This window comes from Flavobacterium soyae, assembly GCF_045348165.1.
GTDB lineage: Bacteria > Bacteroidota > Bacteroidia > Flavobacteriales > Flavobacteriaceae > Flavobacterium > Flavobacterium soyae.
The window spans coordinates 4,170,436-4,193,024 of record NZ_CP150845.1; the positions used below are offsets into that span (position 1 = coordinate 4,170,436).

Sequence of the window (22,589 nt, forward strand, 5' to 3'; positions counted from 1 at the left end):
TGTTGTCGTTTTTTTTTGTCATTTCGACGTAAGGAGAAATCACACTAGAAACTCTGCAAAGTTTTTCTCCAATCTTTGTCGACATACGTGTGTGATTTCTCGTTCCTCGAAATGACAAACTGTATTTTTAAACTTTAATTAATTTTACAAATCTGCCTAATCTGCAAAATCAGCGGGAAAAATTTACTCTCGCAGATTTCGCTGATTTTGCAGATTCCTTTTTAATTTTTAATTCTTAATTTTTAATATTTAAACTTCTTCAAACTGTTTTCTAATTCATTTTTTGAACCACTGAAAGGTGTCAAATAAAAACTATACTCATAATTTCCAGATTTAATTTGATACTGTTCTAAAGGCTGTGCTACAATTGTCCAGCTGTCATTTCCACCAACTCCCATTTGGATTAAATCGATGTTTACCGTCAAGAATCCTGGATCTTTCAAATCGTATGTATGTCCAGATGCGCTTAGATTTTCTTGTGTGTATGGCCAAGCGCTCATGCTTAAGACTTTAGTATCATTTACTACTAAGAATCCATTGTTTTTCTGCGGAGTGCTTAATGCCATCCATCTTACATCACATCGGTTTCCGTTTTCTTGCGGTTTTGGATAATGTTCAATGAAATCATTTATTGGAAGTGAATATTTCCCAACAAACGAACCAAAACTTCTGTCACTGTAATTTTCCAGTTCCCCTTTTCCGTACCACGAAATCTGATCGAATTTTCTCTGAACTCCCATTTGCATTCCGATTTTTGGAATGTTCGGCAATTTATCTGACGCTTTTAAACTGTAATCTACTTTTATTACTCCATTCTCATTAATTTTATAGACGACTTGTACTTTCGCACTGTCTTTTATAATTTCATATTCACTTGTAATTACAGTACCATCAATTGCAATTCCCATCGTAGTACTAATCACTTTTGGTTTTGCTTTATACCATTGTTTCAACAACTTTTGCGATTTCCAACCTCTTTTATCGTTATCCGTTAAAGGTCTAACAAAATTTGGAAGTAAAGGAGCAAAAACCTGTTCTTCTCCATTGAAAATATAAGAACTTAAAGCTCCATTTTCTTTGTTAATCTTAATTTCAAAAGATTTCCCTTTAACTTGAAAATCAAAATTTGTTTCGGTTGTTTTATATGCTGAATCTTTTTCATTTCTAAAATCAATTGAAGCTTCTTTCTTTTTCAACACAAACTGATCTTCCGCGACAGCGTAACCTTTTGAAGCCCAAAGCTCATCTTTTGAAAGCTGGAATTCTATATTTAAAATATACTCGGCATCGGCTTTCATTTTTGGAAGATAAGAACTGATATCTAATGTTGTTGATTGTCCTGCTTCTACTTTGAATGGTTTTAAAATCTGAGTTTTAATTACATTTCCATTTTCCAACACTTTTAAAACTGGAATATAACCTTCTAAAGATTTAACGGCCTGACGATTTTTGATTTCTAATTGATTTCCGTTTAAAGTTGAAATCGCTGACTGATACACCCATTTATTTTCAAAAATCGAACCTTTTGGTTTTCCGTTAGAATCTACAATTCCTTTTGTATTGAAGTTTCCGTCATGGTATTTCTCGCCAAAATCTCCTCCGTGAGCAAAATAATTCTGACCAGATCTTGAATCAAATTTCAAGATTCCCTGATCTTTAAATTCCCAAATACAACCTCCAATAACTCTTGGAAGCGAACGGAATTCATCCCATAATTCTTTTAAATTTCCAACTGAATTCCCCATCGCATGAGAATATTCAACGAAAATAATCGGACGTGTATCTTTCTTTTGATCTACTAAAAATTTTGGTGTGAAAACGCCTGGATAAAAACGGCTGACCATATCGACATACGAATCATCCTGCGGGTTTTCGAATCGATAAGCATGGTCGATTGTTTTTGGATATCCTGGATCAAGCGGATCAATATATCCGTCTAATTTTGCATTTCCCTGCGCTGGCTCGTAATGCACAGGACGTGTGATATCGAAATCGTGAACCCAACCTGACATTGCAGAATGGTTTGGCCCTTTTCCGCCTTCGTTACCTAAACTCCACATTACAACCGACGGATGATTTTTATCTCTTTCAACCATTCGAATCATTCTTTCCATATAAGCATTTGTCCAAAGCGGATCGTTGCTTAATTTTCCGCCAATTCCGTGTGTTTCCTGATTGGCTTCATCCATTACCATAATTCCGTATTGATCGCATAATTCGTAGAAATAAGGATCGTTTGGATAATGGCTCGTACGTATAAAATTGAAATTGAACTTTTTAATCGTAGTAATATCTTGCTTGATATCTTCTCTCGTAACGGCTTTTCCTCTTGTTGGATGATGATCGTGACGGTTTACGCCATACACATAGGTTTCTTTTCCGTTGATAAGCATTTTTCCGTTTTCTTTCGAGAACTCAATTGAACGGAAACCAACTTTACAGCTTTTGGCTTCGGTAACATTTCCGTTTTTATCTTTTATAGAAATAACCATCGTGTATAAATTCGGCTCTTCTGAACTCCATTTTTTTGGATTTTTGATGGTTTCTTGGAAGAATCCAAAACGAACATTATCCAAACGAGGATAACTTTCGTTAATTAAATCAATCACAGGTCTTTGAAGCGGTTCTTTGAACATTGCCATATTATTGGCATCATACAACTGAACATTCATTGTATAATCTTTGATTTTTGCTCCTGTTAAATTCTCCACTTTTGGACGCAATTTGAAAATCGCATCTGTATATTGTTTATCTAATTTGGTTTGAACAAAGAAATCCTGAATACGTAATTTTGGTTCGGCCATAATGAAAACTTCACGCTGGATTCCGCTCATGCGCCAGTGATCCTGATCTTCTAAATAAGAGCCATCTGTCCAACGGATTACACGAACAGAAACTACATTTTCTCCCGCTTTTAAATAAGGCGAAATATCAAATTCCGATGGCAGAAAACTGTCTTCGCCATAGCCTAAAAACTCTCCATTTAACCAAACTTCAAAGCCTGAACTTACGGCTCCAAAATGTAAAGTTATCGTCATATCTTTCCAATTTTCTGGAACGGTAAAACTTCTTTGATACGAACCAACTCCATTATAATCTTTAGGAATATAAGGCGGGTTTATGGGTCTAAACGGATAAACGGCACTTTTGTAAATCGGGTTATCATATCCTTTCATTTCCCAATTCGAAGGCACTTCGATTTTATCCCAGCCTGAAACGGTATTTTTATAGAAATCTTTTGAAGCTTCTTTTAGATTTACAGCATATTTAAAATCCCAATCGCCGTTTAACATCTGGATTCGGCTTTTGGTTCTGTCGCCTTTTAAAGCGTCTTCAACAGAACTATACGAATAAGCTGTTGCTCTTGAAGGCTGTCTGTTAATGCTTGTAACTGTTGGATCTTCCCATGGAGCGAATTCGTATTTTTTATGCAATTCTGGAACTCCCGCTGGCTCTCCTGTTACGGATTGTCCCTGCGTGTAAGTTGTGAATAGTAAAATGTAAAATGTAAATACAGATTTGGGAATCGAAATTCGAAACCTTGAAAAGTTATTATTTTGAATTGGTTGAAACATTCTTTTATTTTTAGTTTTTTTGTCATTTCGACGAAGGAGAAATCGCACTAGAAATTCCGCAAAGAGAATCGCCAATCTTTGTGGTTACGAGTGTGATTTGCTTCGCCTATTCGCTATCGCTCGGGTCTCGTTCCTCGAAATGACAAACTGGGTCTTTATTTATCTTATGGTTATTAAACCTGACAGGTTTAAAAGGTACTATATCTTAATTCTTTGTACTTTGTACTTTGTACTTTGTACTTTGTACTTTGTACTTCCCTCTTAATTCTTCTTCTTTTTCTCAGGCGGTGCCACAAAATTTAATTTGCTTTTTCCTAAATCTTTAGAAGTTGCAATAGCAATTCCTCTTTGTTCCGCTTTGTTAACCGCACAATAAAAATGATACACAACGCCATCATGTTTTACCACAAATGATTTATGCGCAAACATATCATCGTAAGGTTCAGAAGATTTAACTAAATCGTCGCCTTTCCAGTCGGTCCAGTTTACTAAATCATTTGAAACCGCAAAACGGTTAAATGCACCTTGATTCCAACCTGTCCAAAAAGCTCCAAAATAGAACATTACCCAAGTATCATTAATACGCTGAATATAAGCATCGCCCGAAATTCCTTTATGATGATTGATTAAAGGTTTATTACCATAACGTTTCCAGGTCTTCATGTCGTTTGAAACTGCCATCGCAATGCGCTCTGCTCCTTTAGCAGGATTTATACTATCGCCACGGGCATTATAATACATGATGAAATTGTGTCCTGTAACTTTGTCTTTATCACGGATCACGCTGTTTTTGTACATCGTACTATTATCCCACCATGTGGCATCTTTGTCTTTTGGAGTCAAAACCGGATTTTCTAATCTTTGAAATTCATGTGGTTTTGTTGGCGCTTCTTTGGTATACGCCATTCCGATTGACAAAATGCCTGCTTCGTAACCTTTACTATCTCCGCCAAAATAACTCATCCAGTATTTGTCATCGTATTTTTCCCATTCGTAACTTCCGCCCCAAGTTAGATCTTGCAGCGAAATATATCCTGCTTTTTGGTTGACATCCCAATGTTTTTCATTTTCTGAAAATGACATTACTTTTCCCAGATGTTTCCAATCTAATAGATTATCGCTTTCTGCTAGCCAGGTTTCGTAACCCCTTCCGTCATAAATTAAATACGTCATGTACCATTTGCCATCTTTCCTAAATACACTAGGACAATCCATTTTGTATGAGTTGTCTGTCGGAACCATTACCAAACCGTATTTATAAGGTGTTTTAATTTCTTCGTAAATCTCCTGCATTACACTGTCAGTAATTTCTCTTTTCTTGTATTTGGTTGCACAGCTGGTTATGGCTAGTGCTGAAATGGCTACGATTAGATATTTAATTTTCATTTTTATGTTTTTTTTGCCGCGAAGGCGATATCCCGATAGCTATCGGGACTAAGTTTTTTTTATTTTTTATTTCACGCAGATTTTGCAGATTTAAGCAGATTATTAATTGATTTTTATCTGCGTTAATCAGCCAAAATCTGCAAAATCTGCGTGAAATTATTTTTTCAATTCTTTTAATTTAGATTCCATTACGTCTTTATTCAATTTTACTTTTACCATTCCTGTTGGATGAAATCTTCTTTTTAGGTCGATGGCGTTATACACGATTGTGTACACATCATTCCCTTCTGGGATTAAACACAAAGGCGTTCTCATAATATCCCACCATTTATCGACTTTGGTTTCTATTGGTAAATAATGTGCTTCTGCCCAATTAATTCCGTCTGCTGATAATGAATACGCAATCATATTCGGTAAATGATGTCCCCAGCCGTCTGGACCTCCGTCGAAAATCGCGATGTACATTCCGTTTGGCAACTGACTTACAATTGGATTTTCTACAAATAATGGATGCATGGTTTTAATTGGTTCCAGACCTTTGTTCATTCTTAACCAAGGGCCTTCTAAACTTTTGGATTCGGCTAAAGCCACAAACCAGCCTTTTCCTGATTTCTTTGGATAATCTGCCCATGAATTGAACGGATACGCACCGCTGTAAAACCCGAAGTATTTATCTCCAACTTGGTACGGAAAAAATGATGCTACGCCCTGACGTCCTTCCCAAGGCTGAGAATCTAATCCTGGTTCCATAATGATTCCCATATCTTTGTATGGCCCGCCAATTCCGTTGATTCCTTCTACAGTTGATTCACAACGCCATATTCTTCCGAATGAATGATTTGGTTCTATTGTTTTACTTACCGTATAAGCTAAATAATAGCCGTACCATTTGTTTGCTTTTTCATTAAAAACCGGCATATACGACCAAATTGCAGCACGACGATCGTTCATTGGGTTATCGTCTTCGGTAACCGCATAAGTTCCACTTGCTTGGTAGATTGTAGATTCTCTTTTCCAATGGATTGCATCTTTACTTGTCCAATGTCCAATTTTGGTTTTTACACGATCATAATAGTAATCTACTCCTTTTTCTCCTGCTCTTTCAGTTGGAAACATATGATACGTATCGCCAACTTTTACTACTCGTCCGCCTTCAAAACCGCCTTGAATTCCTTCTGTTCCAGACATTCCTTCATCGATAACGGGTTTATTTTCTCCGCCAATAATTTCGAAAAGAGGTTTTTCATCTGAATATCCTTCAACAATAAAAGTTGGATTCCAAAGTTTTCCGTCTGGGAAATTGGCATTTCTTGGTTCAAGTTTTTCTAAGGCTTTTACAACTCCCAAAACAGCAAATAATCCTTTTCCAAAATTTATAGTTTGAGTTCCTTTCGGAAAAGAAACCGCATAAACATTTACGGAAGGCAAACCTGTAATCGTTAATCCGTTTTCTAAAATTAATTTGGCATTTTGAAGTTTATCTGCCTGCAGATATTCTGAATTATTTTCCTGAAAAACTCCAATTAAAACCTGAACTGGTTCTTTAAATTTTAATTGTAATGGAGTATTGGTTCCATTTTTATATTTATCTAAAGGAAGTTCAATCCCCATTAAACCTTGTAATTCTGGGGCTAAACGAACAATATTGTGTTTGCTTCCTGAAAATACATGAGCGTATTGTGTGGTTTTGAAAGTTTTATAATTTGATTTCACAATTTCAAATGATGCTGGTTTCCATGCAGTGCTTTGTGCTGTGGCTTGGATGCAAACAATGAACAGCATTAAGAATGCGGTTTTTAATTTGAAGTTGTGTATTTTATTTTTTGAAAACATTGGTTTTATTTTTTTGTTTTTTTGTCATTCCGACGGAGGAGGAATCACACTAGGAATTCCGCAACAATCGTCGATAATCTTTGTGGTTACGAGTGTGATTCCTCCTTTCAGTCGGAATGACAAACTGAATGTTATAAACTATAGGCTAATCACTCATAACTCATAACTTATAACTCATAACTTATAATTCACAAAGCCTTATAACTCACCTTATACTCTACATTCGGTTTTACAATCAATTGATATTTATTCTTTGCTAATTCTGTAATGGTACCTGAATTTGTTTTGGGTTTGCTGGCACTTTCAAAAATCAATTTTCCTTCTCCCTCACCTGCTTTTACTTTGATTTCTTTGGTACTGCAATACACGGCAACTTCTCCGTTTGGTGTTGGCACTTTTCCTTCCATCCATTTTAAACCTCCTAAATTTGGTTTAATTTCATATTGGGAATAACCTGGAGCGGTTGGTTTTACACCTAAATAATATTTTCCTAATAAATAAATCGGACTTGCGCCCCAAGCGTGGCAAAGGCTTTTTCCGTAAGGACGTCCGTACATCGTTAAGTGCTCCGTTCCTTTTTTATTTGGATTGTATTCTTCCCAGAAAGAAGTTGCGCCTTCATTCAGCATTCCGCCCCAATAATCTTTCATTTCTTTTAAAACGTAATCCTGCTCGCCCATTGCGCACAAGGCTTCCAATTCGTAAAAACGCATGTATGGAGTTGTAATTTGAAGAACATCTTTATTGAGCAACACTTTATTTTTTACACTTTGCATTTGCTCCTCAGTAAAATAATTGAAGAAAATACCGAACATATTAGCGTATCTCGTTACGATGTTTTGGATTTTTCCATCGATACGCTGGTGTTTCATTACGTTTTCCTTTTTATCCCAAAACACATCAAACAATTTTGTTTTTAAGTCATCACCTAATTTTTGATATTGTTTTTGATTCTCAGTTTTTCCTGCAATTTCAGCACTTACCGCCATTGCTTCAAGGCTTCTTGCTAAAAGCATTTGCTCAAAACTAACTTCTCCTGTTTTTGGCAATCCGTCTGCCCAGTCAATAAAAACCCAGTCGCCTTCTAATGGTTCGAGGAATCCGTTTTTGTTTCTTCTTTCTAAACAGAAATCCATCAACGATTTCATTCTTGGATAAAAAGTTTTGATGAATTTCGTATCGCCTGTATGTAAGTAGTAATCGTAAACACCCACAAACCAATACAACGAATAATCCATTATGATATTTACGTGAGCCGTTACAGGATCTTTTCCGCGAAGTGCTAACAAGGTTCTTTCTACCGAAGCCGAATCAAAGAACAAATAATAATTCATTAAATAACTCTGATAAGCGTCGCCAGACCAAACCCAACGGTCGCGTTTGATTCCGTCGATAAAAAATTCACGAGAGGTTAAATGCATCGTGTAAGCCGACACATCCCAAATTTTATTCAATTGTTCATCCGAAGATTTGAATGCGCCACGATAATCTAATGGCAGATATTCATAAAGCATCGAAATAGAATCGTATTTGACACCTGCATCTGCTTGTACCTGCACATAACGGAATGCTTTCGATCCATCATGTGTGTAGGTTTCAGATTGTTTTCCATCAAAAGATAAATGATCTAAGGTTTCGCATTTGGCAGAATCCAACGCTTCTTCACGAGATTCACCATAATACAGTGCTAGTTTACCTTTTCCTTTTAAACCGTGAATTTTAATGTAACCAAAAGTTTCTTTACCAAAATCTACTAATTGACCAGCCCCTATTTTTTCTGTTTTTTTAGCGCTTAAAGGTTTGGTTGTTAGTTTAAACTCAGAAGGTTTATTTTCTGGAGAATTAAAATTCCAAGAACCAACAGGAACCCACGGCGTACCAGATTGCTGTGCTTTTCCAGTTTCATCAATCCAAAGTTTATCTTCGTTGGTTACGTTCCAAGATGCATCAGATTTAACGTATTGACCTGAAATATAAAGAGCCGGCAATACTTCCTGATTATAAACTTTAAAAGAAATTTTGTGTTTTCCCGCAGGAACTTTAATCGATTTTGGCTGTCCGTAAATTTGAACGCCATCTAAAAGTAATTGAAAAGGTCCTTCTGAGAAGATTTTTACATCGTCTGGTTTTGGAATATCTACTTCTGTCTGAAAAGTGACCAAAGCATATGGACTGTAATACTGCCAAAGTGGTGGAAATACTGCTTCACGTTCTGTACGTCTCACCTGCATTTTATTGCTTAACCAAACTTCGAAATCTCCTGGATACCAGATCCATGTCGCTTCTTTTGGTTTTTCTTGTGCTGAGGACAGCGAACAACAAAAAAGGGCAACAAAAAGAAGTAAAGTCTTAAAAATGGAAAAATGGTTTAGCATAGTAAGTGTATTTTGGGACTAAAGATAAATGTTCTCTTTACATTTCACACCCTGCACTATCCTGCTATTTCATAAAAAACAACACTTTTTGATAATTTTTTAAGGGAAAAATTATGGGTTATCACTTTTTTAGTACTAAAAAAAATGATGTTAGAATTTTATGGGACACGGATGAAACGGATTCGCTATCGCGAAGACGCGGATGAAAAACGGATTTTAATTATTGTGCATTTTTGTCATTTCGACGAAGGAGAAATCACACGCGTATGTCTACAAAGATTGGACGCCATACTTTGCGGAGTTTCTAGTGTGATTTCTCCTTCGTCGAAATGATAATGATTGTGGTTAATTTGAATAAAACTAAAAGAAAAAATCCGCGTCAGTCCGCGTCTTTACAAAGTAAATCCGTTTTATCCGCGTTCTAATTTAGACTAACAATCTAAGCAATCATTCTCTCAGATTCGTTTTCATCTTCTAAAATATAGTTAGAAGGCGTTTTACCTAAATGTTTTTTAAACATATAAATAAAGGCACTTGTAGTCTCGTAACCTAAATTAAAGGCAATTTCCTTAATAGATTGTTTTTCACCTAAACGTTTTATGGCTTCCAACAATTTTAAACGAGTGCGCCAATCGCTGAAATTCATTCCCAATTCTTTAATGAATAATCGGGATAACGTTCTGGTGCTCATAAAAGAAAGTTCGGCGTAATACTCTATCGTATTTTTGCTTGAAACATCTTCCATTAAAAGCTCCACTACTTTTTGAAGTCTTTCATGATTGGTTGTTGGGAGAAATGTTGCACTTGGTTCGATTAAAGCTAATTCGTCTAAAAAAACGTCACTAATTCTTTTTTGAGATGGCGTAAGATTTCCTTCTACTCCAAAAGAAATGATTTTAAAAACCAACTGCTTTAAAAACATCGGAATATCAAAAGAGAAACTGTTTGTTGGCAATCCCTCCATAAAAGATGGGTCGATAAAAACGCTGTAATAATTAACGTCTTTCTGAAAAGTAACCTGATGCTCTACTCCGCCCGGAAGCCATAAGCCCTGCAACGGATTCACCACCCAAATATGATTACCTACCACAACATTCATTACGCCGCGAGTTGCATAAATAAGCTGACCTCTTGGATGTGAATGTGAAATACACATTTCATTGGTTACCATTTCCCTATAGCCAATAACAGGAATCGATGGATCAACTCTGTATCCATGCTCCTGTGCCATTCGATATGTCCGAATCTGGTTATTCATTGTCCAAATATAGCAATTCTGACATTAGTATTCTTTTAATCTTTGCAAAAAAATAATACAGCTGTTGTTTTTTAACCTAATTTAAAAATCAAAAAATATCTCATGGACACTATTAAAGCAAATCCTGACATAGTTAAAAAAACCACTTATTCGATCTTATTTATCATTAGTTTTTCTCACTTAATTAATGATCTTTTACAAGCTGTTGTTCCTTCAATTTATCCGCTTTTAAAAGATAATTTTAGTTTAAGTTTTACTCAAATCGGAATTATTACGCTAACTTATCAAATGGTAGCGTCTATTTTACAGCCATTTGTGGGAATGTATACGGATAAAAACTCAAAACCATACTCGCTGATTGTTGGAATGTGTTTCACAATGGTTGGACTTTTTCTGGTTTCGATTTCCTCAAGCTTTGTTTACTTATTATTATCAGTAAGTTTAATCGGAATTGGATCTTCAATTTTCCATCCTGAATCTTCGCGTGTGGCGCATTTGGCTTCGGGCGGAAAAAGAGGTTTGGCGCAGTCTATTTTTCAATTGGGAGGAAATGCCGGAAGTGCTATCGGGCCTTTATTGGCGGCGTTTATTGTAATTCCTCACGGACAATCTTATATCGCTTGGTTTTGTATTATTGCGTTAGTTGGTGTTTTTGCTTTGTATAAAATTGCGATTTGGTACACGGCACATTTATCTGAAAGAAATGCTAATAAAGCTTCTCACCAAATAGAAACACATCATCTGTCTAAAAACAGAGTAATTGCTTCGTTGATTATCTTATTGGTTCTGATTTTCTCTAAGTATTTCTACATGAGCAGTATTACAAGTTATTATACTTTCTTCCTTATAGATAAATTCCACATCACGATTCAGCAGTCACAAGTGTATTTATTCTTGTTCTCGGGTGCTGTTGCAGCAGGAACTTTGATTGGAGGGCCAATTGGAGACCGTTACGGCAGAAAATATGTAATCTGGGTTTCTATTTTAGGGGTTGCTCCGTTTACTTTGATGCTGCCTTACGTTTCTTTATTCTGGGTTGGAACTTTATCTGTAATCATTGGATTGATTCTTTCTTCTGCATTCTCAGCGATTCTGGTTTATGCAACTGAATTATTGCCTGGCAAAGTCGGACTTGTAGCTGGTCTTTTCTTCGGGTTTGCTTTCGGAATGGGTGGTTTAGGTTCTGCTATTTTAGGAAAAATTGCAGATGCTACAAGTATTGAATATGTATTTAAGATTTGTGCGTTTCTGCCTCTAATTGGTATTATTACTGGGTTCTTGCCTAATTTGGAGAAGAAAAAGAAGGTTGAGTAATTTTTTTATGCCACAAAGTCGCTAAGACGCAAAGTTTTTATTAAAAAAAATAAGATTTAATTGCGTCCAGCTTTAGCTGGATGAACAAATTAATTTGGAAGCTCAAAAGGCTTTAGCCAAAATATCTACAATTTGGCTAAAGCCTTTTTCTATTCTTGTTACATATACCTCCAGTTAAAACTGGAGGCAACTTATAAAATAGCTTCGCTTTATTATTTATGATCTTTTTCAAAACATAGCCCGTGTTTTCAACCACGGGAAACGTATTTTGGTAAACGGAATGTTATATATTGCGTCCCCGTGGTTGAAACCACGGGTTATGTTTAAATTGATGATTTTTAATTTGCATAAAATATCAATAAATCAACATTGTGTCGAAACTTAAATTAAATAGAATAAAAGTTGTTTTAGTAGAAAACAATCGAACCAGCAAGGAATTAGCCAATCATTTAGGTAAAACAGTATCGACTGTTTCTCGTTGGTGTACAAATGAAGCTCAGCCTTGTATTGAAACGCTTTATGAGGTTTCTAAACATTTGAAGGTTGATATTCGGGGTTATTGGTTTCGACAGGAACAAATCATAAAAAAACGCTTTCTTATTAGGAAAGCGTTTTTTACATTTTTATATTTTTTAAGCATTTAGCTTTTTCTTTTCCGTTTTCTTTTTTATTGCTTTTTTCTTTTGAAAAAAATCACTCAAAGCTTTCTCTTCCTCCAATGTCAGAGAGCTTAATCCACCTATTGTGTCAATTTCTAAATCTAATTTTTTAGTTTTCATAATTACTTATTTTGAAAATACTTATTAATCAATTTCAATGCCGATTTTGTTTCAATTATCATAATTCTACCTCCAAAATGAAATGCTCCAAGCGTTTTTTCATAATGCTCAACTAATTGTGATTTTGAAAGAAATGAAACATTTCCGTCGTGTCCACGCTGAAAAGATAATTTACAAGCATAAGCAACTAAATTACCTGCAACTCCCACATAAACTTTTCTTTCTCCTTTATTAAATGGTGCATTTTCCAATAAATGCATATAAACATGATCAGCTTTAACTTCTAAACTAACAAGACCTTGAATAATTTTTGAATTCCCGGAAATTGTAAGTTTATAAACATCTCTAATTGGATTTTTAAATTCTTCACTTCAATTAAAAAGCCAGCCATTTTTCTTTGTTACAGATTTTAGATCCGAACTTTGAAGAATTGAAATTTCTGTTTGAAAACTATCTCCAGTAATTACATTTTCTATCGAGTTTGTTAATTTATCTATTTTAAAATCTAAACCTATTTCCTCGCCTTTATTCATTCAGCTAATTTAATGAATATAATCTAATTTTGGAAATATTATATACTCCCGATTTTTAAGGTACTAACCTTATGCAGTTAATTAGAAAATTATAACACCTTTATTTTCATACCTAATTCCCATTAAAAACCAAATACAAAGCCAAAATCGTCAATCCTAATAACCCAAATAAAAGCTTAACCTTTTTACTCGTTTTAGGAATATCCGTTTCGTCTGAAACATTAACTTCAGGATTTTTATCGGTTAAAGAAATAATGACTGCCGTAATTAAAAGCACGGCAAAAATGTAAAACGAAATCAATAAAAAGTGAGGCCAAACTGGATATTTATCTGCAGGAAAAATCCATAAATACAAAACCCCAATAAACAAACTAAAAGCAGAACCCCAAGAAAGCGTTGCATTTACGGCTTTTTTGGTTGTGCGTTTCCAGAAAACACTCAAAAGGAAAACAACAGATAACGAAGGCGCCAGGAAACCCAAAACCGCCTGAAAAATGTTGAATAAATTTTGTCCTTTGATATTATCAATCGCAACGGCAATCAGAATCGCAAACACACATCCAGCAGCAATTGTCAAACGACCAATTCTAATTTGATCCTGAATCGTCGCCGTCGGGTTGATTTTCTTTACATAAATATCATTCGTAAAAACGGTGCTTAAAGCATTTAACGAAGAACCAATTGTTCCCACCAAAACCGCAATCATCACGCAGATTACCAAACCGTTCATGCCGCTTGGGAAAAGATTCGTAACCATTGTCATATAAGCCAAATCAGAATTGCTTCCTAATTCAGGATATAAAGCATAACACAAAATTCCGGGAAGAATAAACAACGGCAAAGCCATAACTTTTAACCATCCAATAAAGTTTACCCCCAATTGTCCTTGCTCCAGATTTTTCGCTCCTAAAACACTCTGAACCATCGATTGATCGGTACAGAAAAAAGCAACAGCCGCTACAGGATATCCTAACAAAATAGCAGGCCACGGATAATGCGCATCATCTGAAGGACGGACTAAATTCCAAAAATTAGAAGGAGTTTTGGCAATTAAAACATCTATTCCTCCTAGTTTTTGTAGACCTAAAAAAGAAAGTGTCAATGAAACTACAATCAGTAAAATCATCTGAAAAACATTCACTTTTGCAATTGCTTTTAATCCTCCAGCAAACGTAAATATTCCAGAGAAAATCACTAAAACGGTAACGCTCTGCCACATCGGGATTCCTAAAATCTGACGCACTAAAACGCCTCCGCTGAATAATCCTAAAGACAGCCAGCTTACTAATATTTTTACCAAAGCATACCAAGCCAAAATATTCTGCGTACTGTCACCGTAGCGTTTTCCCATGTATTCGGGCATCGTGCTTACTTTACTCGCAATATATCTCGGTGCAAAAACCATCGCTAAAAGCAGTAAAAATACAAAAGCGTACCATTCGAAATTTCCGGCTACAATTCCCGTAGCGTAACCAATACTCGCAAAAGCCAATAATGATGAAGGACCAACATTGGTTCCCCACATATTAAATCCGATGCTGTACCAGTTTAATGAGTTTCCTGCCAGAAAAAGTGTTTCGCTTTTCTTTCTCTGTTTCATACTTACCACATATCCAATGACTAATAAAGCCACTAAATAACTGGCAACAATTACAAAATCGAGCGTGGTTAATTTATTGTAGATACTGTTCATAGTCCGTATTCGTTAAGAATATCGGCAATTTTAACCGGCATTCCAGTTTGCAAAGATTTATCCATTGCTTGTAATAAAGCCACGGTTCCAATTCCTTCTTCCATGTTTGGATAAGCTTCAAAACCTTGCTCGATGCTGTCTACAAAATATTCTAAATAATTCTGATATTCCCCGCCATGATGACTTTGTCCTTCAAAACGGAAGTAATATTTTATCGTACTATCGCCCCAAGTAATTACTTTTTCTTCACCTGTTTTATCTGTAACGGCATAACGCAATTCATGATAATCGGCTTGGCTTGCTCCCTCTGTTGCTCTTAAAATTGTACTCATGCCACTGTCTCGCTGCGCTGGCTGAGTCGGCGAAGTATACACACCGCTAACACGTGCAATTCTTCCATCGGTAGCTTTGAAGATAAAATGCATCGTATCTTCATTCTTTAATCCTGCGTTTTGTCCGTTACTGCTAATCATTCCGTAACCCATCACTTCCTGAATATTTGGCAAATACCATCTGATGAAATCTACAGGATGACTCAAACCTCCGTACAACCATTTAAACGATTGCAAAAGCGACCATTCTTTCTTTAAAAACCATCTGTGATCGGCGTGATATTGTGCTTCAATCGTAATCAAATCCCCAATTAAACCCGCTTCATAATCAGCTCTTTGTCTTTTTGCTGGTTCAAAGAAACGAGAACTTTGCCCGATGAAAACTTTCTTTCCTGCTGATTTGCTTAATTCTAATAGTTCTTTTGCATCCGAAAGATCATCGATAAACGGTTTTGTACAAACAACATGTTTTCCATGTAACAAAGCTTGTTTTACATGTTGAGCATGCAAATGATCAGGCGTATAAATCGCAATAATATCAATTGATGCATCGTTTAATAAATCGTCGTAATTGGTTGTGTACGAATGAAAATCGAATTCTTTTGCTCGCTGTTTACACAATTCTTCGTTTCGGTCGCATATTTTAACGAGTTCTAGTTTTGAACTTTCTATAGCTGCCGACATTGTACTTCGTCCTTCTCCAAGTCCTAGAATGGCTATTTTTAACATGAGGTGTGGTTATTTTAGATTGTTGATTTTGTTTTTTTTTGCCACAGATTAAAAGGATTAAATGGATTTTTTAATCTGTGGAAATCCTTTCAATCTGTGGCAAAATATTATTTCGTTTCTACTTTGTTTAAGAAAATCCAGGTTTCGTCTGGTTTTGCGCCTTGGATTCCCGATTGGTATTTTTTCATTAAAGCATTCCAGTCGTCTACACGAGGATTATTTTGTGTTGTTTTCGGATTTAGTTTATCCAGATTTTCTCCTTTCGGAATACTGATTACCAAGATCAATTGTCTGTCTTTTTTGAAAACCTGTAATTGCTGGAAATCGGCATTACAGAAACCTTTGGCAACTTCTGGCCATTTTTCGAATTGCGTTTTATGATACTCCATATATTCTTTTTGTAGTTTTTCATCGGCAGGAAGATTTGCTGTTAATACAATATTTTCCCAATCCGATGCTGGTTTTGAATCTTTACATCTTTCGAAGTTTTGGAAATCATAAACCAAATCTTCATAGATTTTAATTTCTAAAGAAGGAAAAGCGCCTGCCAGTTTTCGTTTTGTTCTTTCCGGCTGATTCATTTTTCCGTAAATCACCAAATGATTTTTCCATTGGTACAATTCCTGACCTACAATTCTAAAACCGGTTAAAGTCGATTTGATTTTTTCGATATCAAAATCAGAACCTATCAATTCGATTACATATGGTTTTGGCATTTCCTGCAAGCCCCATTTTTCATCGATTACGACTTCTTTTTCTAAATCTTTATAAGGCGCTCGAATTCCGGCCGCATCTTTTATTTTAGTGCTTACATACGGATCATTGTGTTCCCAAATATTTCCTTTTGGGCCGTTATGGTTTTTAAGGATTTTCTTTTCGGCAATCCAGTTGTTTTTAATCGTAAAACCTTCGCTACCTTCATCGGTATACAAATACAGCCATAAAAACGGATCGTGCGCATATGGACTGTTGTAAACCTTGTCAATATAATTTTCTTCAATTCGACTTCCTGGCTGAGCCGAAAGTGTATAAATTCCAGCCACATCATGTAAATGTTTGGCATAATGATGAATTTTATTTCCTAGAATTTTATTGTTCTGCATCACGTTTGGCGTGTGCGTCCAACCCCAGCCCATTGCCATTCCAGAATACGATACATCCGAAATTTCGTTGTGTTCAATTGTAATATTTCGAACAAAACCTGCGCTGATTCCCAGAGTTCCCCAATCTTCATTGGTAACGTTTGTGATTAAATTATCCGAAATAACTTCATCCGAACACATTTCTCTTTCATCTTTTATGATCAAAGGCAAATGTGCTTCGAAAGCTTCTTCAGAGAAAATACCAACGTTGATAGCACTTCCGCCAATATCTTTAAATAAATTTCCTTTTACCGTATTGTGATTCGTTCCTTTATTTAAATCTAAACCAGTCGAAGCCAAATGTTCAAAACGACAAGATTCAAACTGAATATTATTAGCATAATTTACTTCAACCGCCGAACGTGGTCTTCCAACCCAAGCCTGATTTTCTAAATTCGCCTGATTTGGCGTTCCCGGCTGTTTCAATTTATAAGCATCTAATAAATACAAACCGGACTGCAACGGCACATGACCTTGCTGCGAAGGACGAAGCCAGTTACTGTACTGAAACGAAATTCCTTTAAATTGAAAATGATGAACCGGCGAATCGATTGTCCCTTTTACTTCCAACAGATTTTCTAAAACAGGTGCAGTTACAATTACCGAATTAATCTCTTCACCAGCTCTTGGAACATAATAGATTTTAGCATTTTTCTTATCTAAATACCATTCTCCCGGCTCGTTTAAAAGTGAAAAAGCATTGTTTAAAAAATAAGCCGAATTTCCATTATTTTTAGAAATCCACGGTGCTGGCCACGGATGTTCGCTTTGAATACGGCTTTCCGGTTCTTCAAACGAAAGTTTCGTGCTGTCTTTTTGTACTTCGATATTTTTAATACGCAAGTTGGCATTCGACCACCATTGCACAATAAACATTTCCATTCCTGGTTCGAACTTTACCGATTTATCTTTAAACGGAATCCAACAAGTTTGTTCCTGATGATTCCAAGATAAAATGCGTTCCATTGCAGTTCCTGCGGTATTTTTGGCTCTTACGGCTTTCTTGCCATTTACCCACAATTGTCTGAAATCAATAAGGCTTCCTGCTTTTTTAGGCGCATCAGCTACCCAAACAGCACCTTTTTTTAGTCCGTTGATAACGGTTGTCGATTTTGTCCAGTTTTTAATTTCGATTCCACCACTTACAATTGGTTTTGCATTTACATCGGCTTCAATTGTTGTCGGACTTTCTGCTGTTCCAGAATCTTCAGGACGCACAAATAATGGTTCGTTTAAATAATACGTTCCGTTCATTACTATGATTCGGATTCCGTCTTTTATAGATGGATCTTTTAAACGACGAAGTTCCCTCGCTTTTCGCATTGCCATATGAATCGTAGCCAACGGATTTGATTTTGTTCCGATGTTCGAATCTTTTCCTGATGGCGAAACCCAGATTTCAGCACCACTTGCCGAAATTGTGAATACTAGTAAAAAAACGACTAGTAATTTGTTGAAAGGAATTAAACGCATTATTTATAGTATTGATTTTTTTCTTAAACTAAAATTACGAGGCATTTATTTAAAGCGCTATAATTTTTACAAATAATTGTATTTTTAACACTTTTACCAAATGACAGGGACAATTTAGAAGAATATAAAATTACATGTATCCTGTACCCTCCTGTTTAAGTTTTTTTTGCCACGGCTCGAGCGATAGCAAACAGGCGAAGCAATTCACGAATTTTATTTTTAAAATCTTTGCGATTATTTATTCGAATTAATTCGAATACTATTTTTAGATAAAGTATTAAAAAGAAAATTCGTGAATTCGTGGCTATCTTTTAAACTTTTTTAATAGATTTGTGTAATCGATTACATTTAAATATTATTATTTATGTGAGAAGTAATTTTTCACATCTATAAAAATAACACCCAAAAATTACTAACAATGAAAACCAACCGATTAAATCTTTTTTCTCTTGCAATGGCAGTTATGCTTTGTGTGAGTTCGCAGACTGGTAATGCTCAAAACACAACTTCGGCAGATACTTATGCGAATATTGAGTTTAAAATGCCAAAAGTTAATGAACCTGTAATTCCTGCTAATACAGTAAATCTGAAAGATTTCGGGGCTGTAAATGGCGGTTACGTTTTAAATACAAAAGCTTTTGCAGATGCTATTGATGCATTGTCTAAAAAAGGCGGTGGAAAACTGATTATTCCGCCAGGAATTTGGCTGACTGGTCCTATCATTCTAAAAAGCAATATTGAACTTCATGCAGAAAGAGGTGCATTAATCAAATTCAGTACCGATAAATCTTTATATCCAATAATTGAAACCAGCTTTGAAGGTTTAAATACTTGGCGTTGCATCTCTCCTATTTATGGTAAAAACTTAGAGAATATAGCTTTTACTGGAAATGGTGTTTGGGATGGTTCTGGTGAAGCCTGGAGACAAGTTAAAAAGAGTAAATTGACAGATGAACAATGGAAGAAATTTGTAGCTTCTGGCGGGGTTTTAAATGAAAAAAAAGACAGTTGGTATCCATCTGAACAATATTTAAAAGGAGCTAAAGGTGCTGACCAAAATGTTCGCCCTGACTTAAAAACAAAAGAAGATTTTGAAGCGATTCATGATTTCCTGCGCCCAGTTTTGGTAAGCATTCAAAACAGTAAAAGAGTGCTATTTGACGGACCTGTTTTCCAAAATTCTCCTGCTTGGAATATTCATCCATTATTAATTGAAGATTTAATTGTTCGAAATATTACAGTTCGCAACCCGTGGTTTTCTCAAAATGGTGACGGACTTGATGTGGAATCTTGTAAAAATGTAGTAATCGAAAATTCAAGTTTTGATGTGGGTGACGATGCAATCTGCATTAAATCTGGTAAAGATAAAGACGGACGTGATAGAGGTGTTCCTTGCGAAAATATCATTGTAAAAAACAATATCGTGTATCACGGTCACGGCGGTGTTACAGTTGGAAGTGAAATGTCTGGCGGTGTAAAAAACCTGCACGTTTCTAATTGTACTTTTATGGGAACTGATGTTGGTCTACGTTTCAAGAGTACTCGCGGGCGTGGCGGTGTTGTAGAAAATATTTATATCTCAGACGTTTTTATGACTGATATTCCGTCTCAAGCGATTTCTTTTGATTTGTATTATGGTGGAAAATCTATTGCTGAAACTTTAGCTGAAGGTGGAAATACGGTAAGTACCAAAGCAATTCCAGTAAACGAAGAAACGCCTCAGTTCAAGAATATCGTAATCAAAAATATTACGATTAAAGGCGCACAGCAGGCCGTATTTTTACAAGGTCTTCCTGAAATGAATCTTGAAAATATCGAAATTTCAAACCTAATTGCTAAAGCACAAAAAGGTTTTTCTATAATTGACGCTAACGGAATTAAAATCAGCAATGTACAATTGGATATCGAAGCTAAAAATGCTTTCGAAATTTACAATACCAAAAACCTTTCGCTGAAAAATATCGAGTTTAATCCTTCTTCATCAAATGCAATTACGATTAATGGTGAAGCGAGCAAGAATATTGATTTGAGCGGTTCTTCGGCTAATTTTTCTAAGACGACAACTATTGATAAAAACGTTCCTAAAAAAGCGGTTAAGTTTTAATTTGAAATTTTCAAATTCCAAATTTCAAAACATAGCCCGTGGTTGAAACCACGGCTATGTTTTTTTTGTCATTTCGATCGAAGGGAGAAATCACACTAGGAATTCCACAAAGATGATAGCTAATCTTTGTCGAGTTTCGTGTGTGATTTCTCCCTTCGATCGAAATGACAAACTTTGGGTTTATCTTATCTTTACGGAGTCACTTGCGAAGATTCTTCGTTCCTCAGAATGACAATATTGAGGTTTATTATAAGCTGTAAAAAAAATTCGCATTCTCAAACCAAATCTTATTCTGATCTTCAACAGAAAACTTCGAAATATAATCTTCTAAAGTTTTTACCACCTCATTATAATCTGAAGCTACATTAAGAACTGGCCAGTCAGATCCATACATTAATTTATCAACTGGAAAATTTTTAAAAATAACATCTAAATACGGTTTTAAATCTTCTGGTTTCCAATTTTTCCAGTCGGCTTCTGTAACCATTCCAGAAATCTTACACCAGACGTTTTCATGCTTTGCAATTTCTTCGATTCCTTTTTTCCAAGAATCAATATTTCCTGATTTTATATCTGGTTTTGCAATATGATCGATTACAAATTTTTGGTTTGGAAAATCCTTTACCAAACTTATTGCAGCCGGTAATTGACGTTCAAAAATTAAAATATCATAAGTATAATTGAATGGCTTTAAAGCTGCAATTCCGTTTCGGAAATCCTCTCTAAACATAAAATCATCAGCTTCACCTTGCACAACATGTCGGAATCCTTTAATTGTTTTATTCGAAGAAAAATGACGTAATCGTTCTGATATATTTTTATCCCGAAGATCAACCCATCCCACAATTCCTTTTATAAAATCATTTTTTGAAGCCAGATCAACAAGAAAATTGGTTTCCTCTTCAGACTGACTTGCCTGAACCGCTACACAACCCGAAAATTTATTCTCTGTAAGCAATGGCAATAAATCTTCCAGCAGGAAATCTCTTTGAATTACAGCCATCGTTTCATCAATCCAGCTGTCTCTAACGGGATCAAATTTCCAAAAATGCTGATGAGAATCTATTCGGTTATTCATTCTGAATTAGTTTACATCGTTGATTAAAGCACGATCTAAGTGTACATAACCGCCATCCACAAAAACAAATTGTCCTGTAGTATGCGATGAACGATCAGAAATAATGAAAAGCGCTGTATCTGCAATTTCTTCTGTTTTCGTCATTCTGCCTTCAAACGGAATACTTTTGTTAATTTTCTTTAAAACGGTTTCTCCATCTGCCAGTGTTTTAATCCAGTCTTCGTATGCCGGAGTATAACTTTCAGCAATAATTATGGCATTTGAACGTATTCCGAATTGGATTAAATCTACCGCCCATTCTCTGGTAAGTCCTAAAACTCCGCCTTTTGCAGCAGCGTAACCAGAAGTTCCGCCCTGCCCGGTTAAAGCTACTTTTGAACCAATATTCAGGATATTCCCTTTTGATTCTTTTAAATACGGAAGTGCATATTTAACTAACAAAAAATAACTTACTACATTTAGTTTCAAAGAATCCATAAATTCTTCATAAGAAGCATCTAAACCTGCTCCGTCATTTACACCAACATTGTTAATAACAGCATCAATTCTTCCGTATTTTGCTGCGATTGTTTTAACCGCATTTTCAATTTCTACAGGATCTGTTACATCGGTCTGTACAAATAAAGAATCTATTCCTTTCTTTTGAAGATTTTCCGCGTAAGCGAAACCTCTTGCATTTCTGTCAACCAAAACCGGAATCGCACCTTCATCTGCAATTCGGTTAATAATTGTTTCTCCAATACTGCCTTCCTTTCCAGCCGAACCGGAAACGACAACAATCTTATTTTTTAAATTTAAATCCATTTTTGTGGTTATTTAAGGTTTTCAATAGCTTTATTTTTTTTTAAAACACATAGAAACATAGCTACAAAACGTGCAAAGAGGCGTTTCTCTTGCATTAACAAACATAGCTATGTGTGAGAAACTAGTTTCATTTTTACTCTCTTTTACGAACAAAAAAATCTATGTTTCTATGTGTTTAAAT

16 protein-coding genes are annotated in these 22,589 nt (G+C 35.5%); 3 read left to right on the top strand and 13 right to left on the bottom strand.

Translation table 11 applies throughout. The annotated features are described in order from the left end of the window. Positions 1-242: 242 nt before the first annotated feature. The 5 genes from AABD74_RS17695 to AABD74_RS17715 form a co-directional block, all read right to left on the bottom strand. On the bottom strand, positions 243-3,575 hold the full coding sequence (locus tag AABD74_RS17695) for a glycoside hydrolase family 2 TIM barrel-domain containing protein (RefSeq protein WP_406843761.1): 3,333 nt from the start codon (positions 3,573-3,575) through the stop codon (positions 243-245). Between the two features lie 261 nt (positions 3,576-3,836). Next, positions 3,837-4,961 (bottom strand): glycosylase, encoded by a 1,125-nt coding sequence (locus tag AABD74_RS17700; protein WP_406843762.1) that lies wholly within the window; start codon positions 4,959-4,961, stop codon positions 3,837-3,839. 156 nt (positions 4,962-5,117) lie between these two features. Then, complete coding sequence (locus AABD74_RS17705; RefSeq protein WP_406843763.1) at positions 5,118-6,743, bottom strand: hypothetical protein; 1,626 nt, start codon at positions 6,741-6,743, stop codon at positions 5,118-5,120. 239 nt (positions 6,744-6,982) lie between these two features. Further along, the gene (locus AABD74_RS17710; RefSeq protein ID WP_406843764.1) at positions 6,983-9,169 is read right to left on the bottom strand and encodes an alpha-L-rhamnosidase C-terminal domain-containing protein; all 2,187 of its coding nucleotides are present in this window, start codon (positions 9,167-9,169) and stop codon (positions 6,983-6,985) included. A 439-nt stretch (positions 9,170-9,608) separates the two neighbouring features. After that, positions 9,609-10,400, bottom strand: a complete 792-nt coding sequence (locus tag AABD74_RS17715) for an AraC family transcriptional regulator (RefSeq protein ID WP_406843765.1) — start codon at positions 10,398-10,400, stop codon at positions 9,609-9,611. A 129-nt stretch (positions 10,401-10,529) separates the two neighbouring features. On the opposite strand from AABD74_RS17715, the gene AABD74_RS17720 reads away from it, so the two are divergent. Then, the gene (locus AABD74_RS17720; RefSeq protein ID WP_406843766.1) at positions 10,530-11,741 is read left to right on the top strand and encodes an MFS transporter; all 1,212 of its coding nucleotides are present in this window, start codon (positions 10,530-10,532) and stop codon (positions 11,739-11,741) included. 371 nt (positions 11,742-12,112) lie between these two features. Further along, entirely contained in the window at positions 12,113-12,385 is a 273-nt protein-coding gene (locus AABD74_RS17725; protein ID WP_406843767.1) for a helix-turn-helix transcriptional regulator, read from the top strand. Here AABD74_RS17725 and AABD74_RS17730 read toward each other — a convergent pair. From AABD74_RS17730 to AABD74_RS17755, 6 genes are all read right to left on the bottom strand, one after another. Continuing rightward, positions 12,374-12,520 (bottom strand): hypothetical protein, encoded by a 147-nt coding sequence (locus AABD74_RS17730; protein ID WP_406843768.1) that lies wholly within the window; start codon positions 12,518-12,520, stop codon positions 12,374-12,376. The genes AABD74_RS17725 and AABD74_RS17730 overlap by 12 nt on opposite strands. Positions 12,521-12,522: 2 nt before the next feature. Then, a complete protein-coding gene (locus AABD74_RS17735; RefSeq protein WP_406843769.1) occupies positions 12,523-12,780 on the bottom strand; it encodes a hypothetical protein in 258 nt (85 codons plus the stop codon). 111 nt (positions 12,781-12,891) lie between these two features. Then, the gene (locus AABD74_RS17740; RefSeq protein WP_406843770.1) at positions 12,892-13,053 is read right to left on the bottom strand and encodes a hypothetical protein; all 162 of its coding nucleotides are present in this window, start codon (positions 13,051-13,053) and stop codon (positions 12,892-12,894) included. Positions 13,054-13,165: 112 nt separating this feature from the next. Beyond that, positions 13,166-14,746, bottom strand: a complete 1,581-nt coding sequence (locus AABD74_RS17745) for a sodium:solute symporter (protein ID WP_406843771.1) — start codon at positions 14,744-14,746, stop codon at positions 13,166-13,168. Further along, positions 14,743-15,807, bottom strand: a complete 1,065-nt coding sequence (locus tag AABD74_RS17750) for a Gfo/Idh/MocA family protein (RefSeq protein WP_406843772.1) — start codon at positions 15,805-15,807, stop codon at positions 14,743-14,745. The genes AABD74_RS17745 and AABD74_RS17750 overlap by 4 nt, the downstream gene beginning before the upstream one ends. A gap of 107 nt (positions 15,808-15,914) precedes the next feature. Next, on the bottom strand, positions 15,915-18,422 hold the full coding sequence (locus AABD74_RS17755) for an L-rhamnose mutarotase (RefSeq protein ID WP_406843773.1): 2,508 nt from the start codon (positions 18,420-18,422) through the stop codon (positions 15,915-15,917). A 418-nt stretch (positions 18,423-18,840) separates the two neighbouring features. On the opposite strand from AABD74_RS17755, the gene AABD74_RS17760 reads away from it, so the two are divergent. Further along, entirely contained in the window at positions 18,841-20,526 is a 1,686-nt protein-coding gene (locus tag AABD74_RS17760; RefSeq protein ID WP_406843774.1) for a glycoside hydrolase family 28 protein, read from the top strand. Positions 20,527-20,773: 247 nt separating this feature from the next. Here the strand turns inward: AABD74_RS17760 and AABD74_RS17765 are convergent, their stop codons facing one another. Both AABD74_RS17765 and AABD74_RS17770 read right to left on the bottom strand, forming a co-directional pair. Further along, on the bottom strand, positions 20,774-21,604 hold the full coding sequence (locus AABD74_RS17765; protein ID WP_406843775.1) for an amidohydrolase family protein: 831 nt from the start codon (positions 21,602-21,604) through the stop codon (positions 20,774-20,776). A 6-nt stretch (positions 21,605-21,610) separates the two neighbouring features. Beyond that, entirely contained in the window at positions 21,611-22,408 is a 798-nt protein-coding gene (locus tag AABD74_RS17770) for an SDR family oxidoreductase (RefSeq protein ID WP_406843776.1), read from the bottom strand. Positions 22,409-22,589 lie beyond the last annotated feature (181 nt).

What these genes read in the sequence shown, in the direction of transcription:
- AABD74_RS17755 (WP_406843773.1), bottom strand. Translation starts at nt 18,422, where the DNA reads ATGCGTTTAATTCCTTTCAACAAATTACTAGTCGTTTTTTTACTAGTA.
- AABD74_RS17765 (WP_406843775.1), bottom strand. Translation starts at nt 21,604, where the DNA reads ATGAATAACCGAATAGATTCTCATCAGCATTTTTGGAAATTTGATCCC.
- AABD74_RS17695 (WP_406843761.1), bottom strand. Translation starts at nt 3,575, where the DNA reads ATGTTTCAACCAATTCAAAATAATAACTTTTCAAGGTTTCGAATTTCG.
- AABD74_RS17745 (WP_406843771.1), bottom strand. Translation starts at nt 14,746, where the DNA reads ATGAACAGTATCTACAATAAATTAACCACGCTCGATTTTGTAATTGTT.
- AABD74_RS17760 (WP_406843774.1), top strand. Translation starts at nt 18,841, where the DNA reads ATGAAAACCAACCGATTAAATCTTTTTTCTCTTGCAATGGCAGTTATG.
- AABD74_RS17750 (WP_406843772.1), bottom strand. Translation starts at nt 15,807, where the DNA reads ATGTTAAAAATAGCCATTCTAGGACTTGGAGAAGGACGAAGTACAATG.
- AABD74_RS17735 (WP_406843769.1), bottom strand. Translation starts at nt 12,780, where the DNA reads ATGCATTTATTGGAAAATGCACCATTTAATAAAGGAGAAAGAAAAGTT.
- AABD74_RS17740 (WP_406843770.1), bottom strand. Translation starts at nt 13,053, where the DNA reads ATGAATAAAGGCGAGGAAATAGGTTTAGATTTTAAAATAGATAAATTA.
- AABD74_RS17705 (WP_406843763.1), bottom strand. Translation starts at nt 6,743, where the DNA reads ATGCTGTTCATTGTTTGCATCCAAGCCACAGCACAAAGCACTGCATGG.
- AABD74_RS17730 (WP_406843768.1), bottom strand. Translation starts at nt 12,520, where the DNA reads ATGAAAACTAAAAAATTAGATTTAGAAATTGACACAATAGGTGGATTA.
- AABD74_RS17700 (WP_406843762.1), bottom strand. Translation starts at nt 4,961, where the DNA reads ATGAAAATTAAATATCTAATCGTAGCCATTTCAGCACTAGCCATAACC.
- AABD74_RS17715 (WP_406843765.1), bottom strand. Translation starts at nt 10,400, where the DNA reads ATGGCACAGGAGCATGGATACAGAGTTGATCCATCGATTCCTGTTATT.
- AABD74_RS17710 (WP_406843764.1), bottom strand. Translation starts at nt 9,169, where the DNA reads ATGCTAAACCATTTTTCCATTTTTAAGACTTTACTTCTTTTTGTTGCC.
- AABD74_RS17720 (WP_406843766.1), top strand. Translation starts at nt 10,530, where the DNA reads ATGGACACTATTAAAGCAAATCCTGACATAGTTAAAAAAACCACTTAT.
- AABD74_RS17770 (WP_406843776.1), bottom strand. Translation starts at nt 22,408, where the DNA reads ATGGATTTAAATTTAAAAAATAAGATTGTTGTCGTTTCCGGTTCGGCT.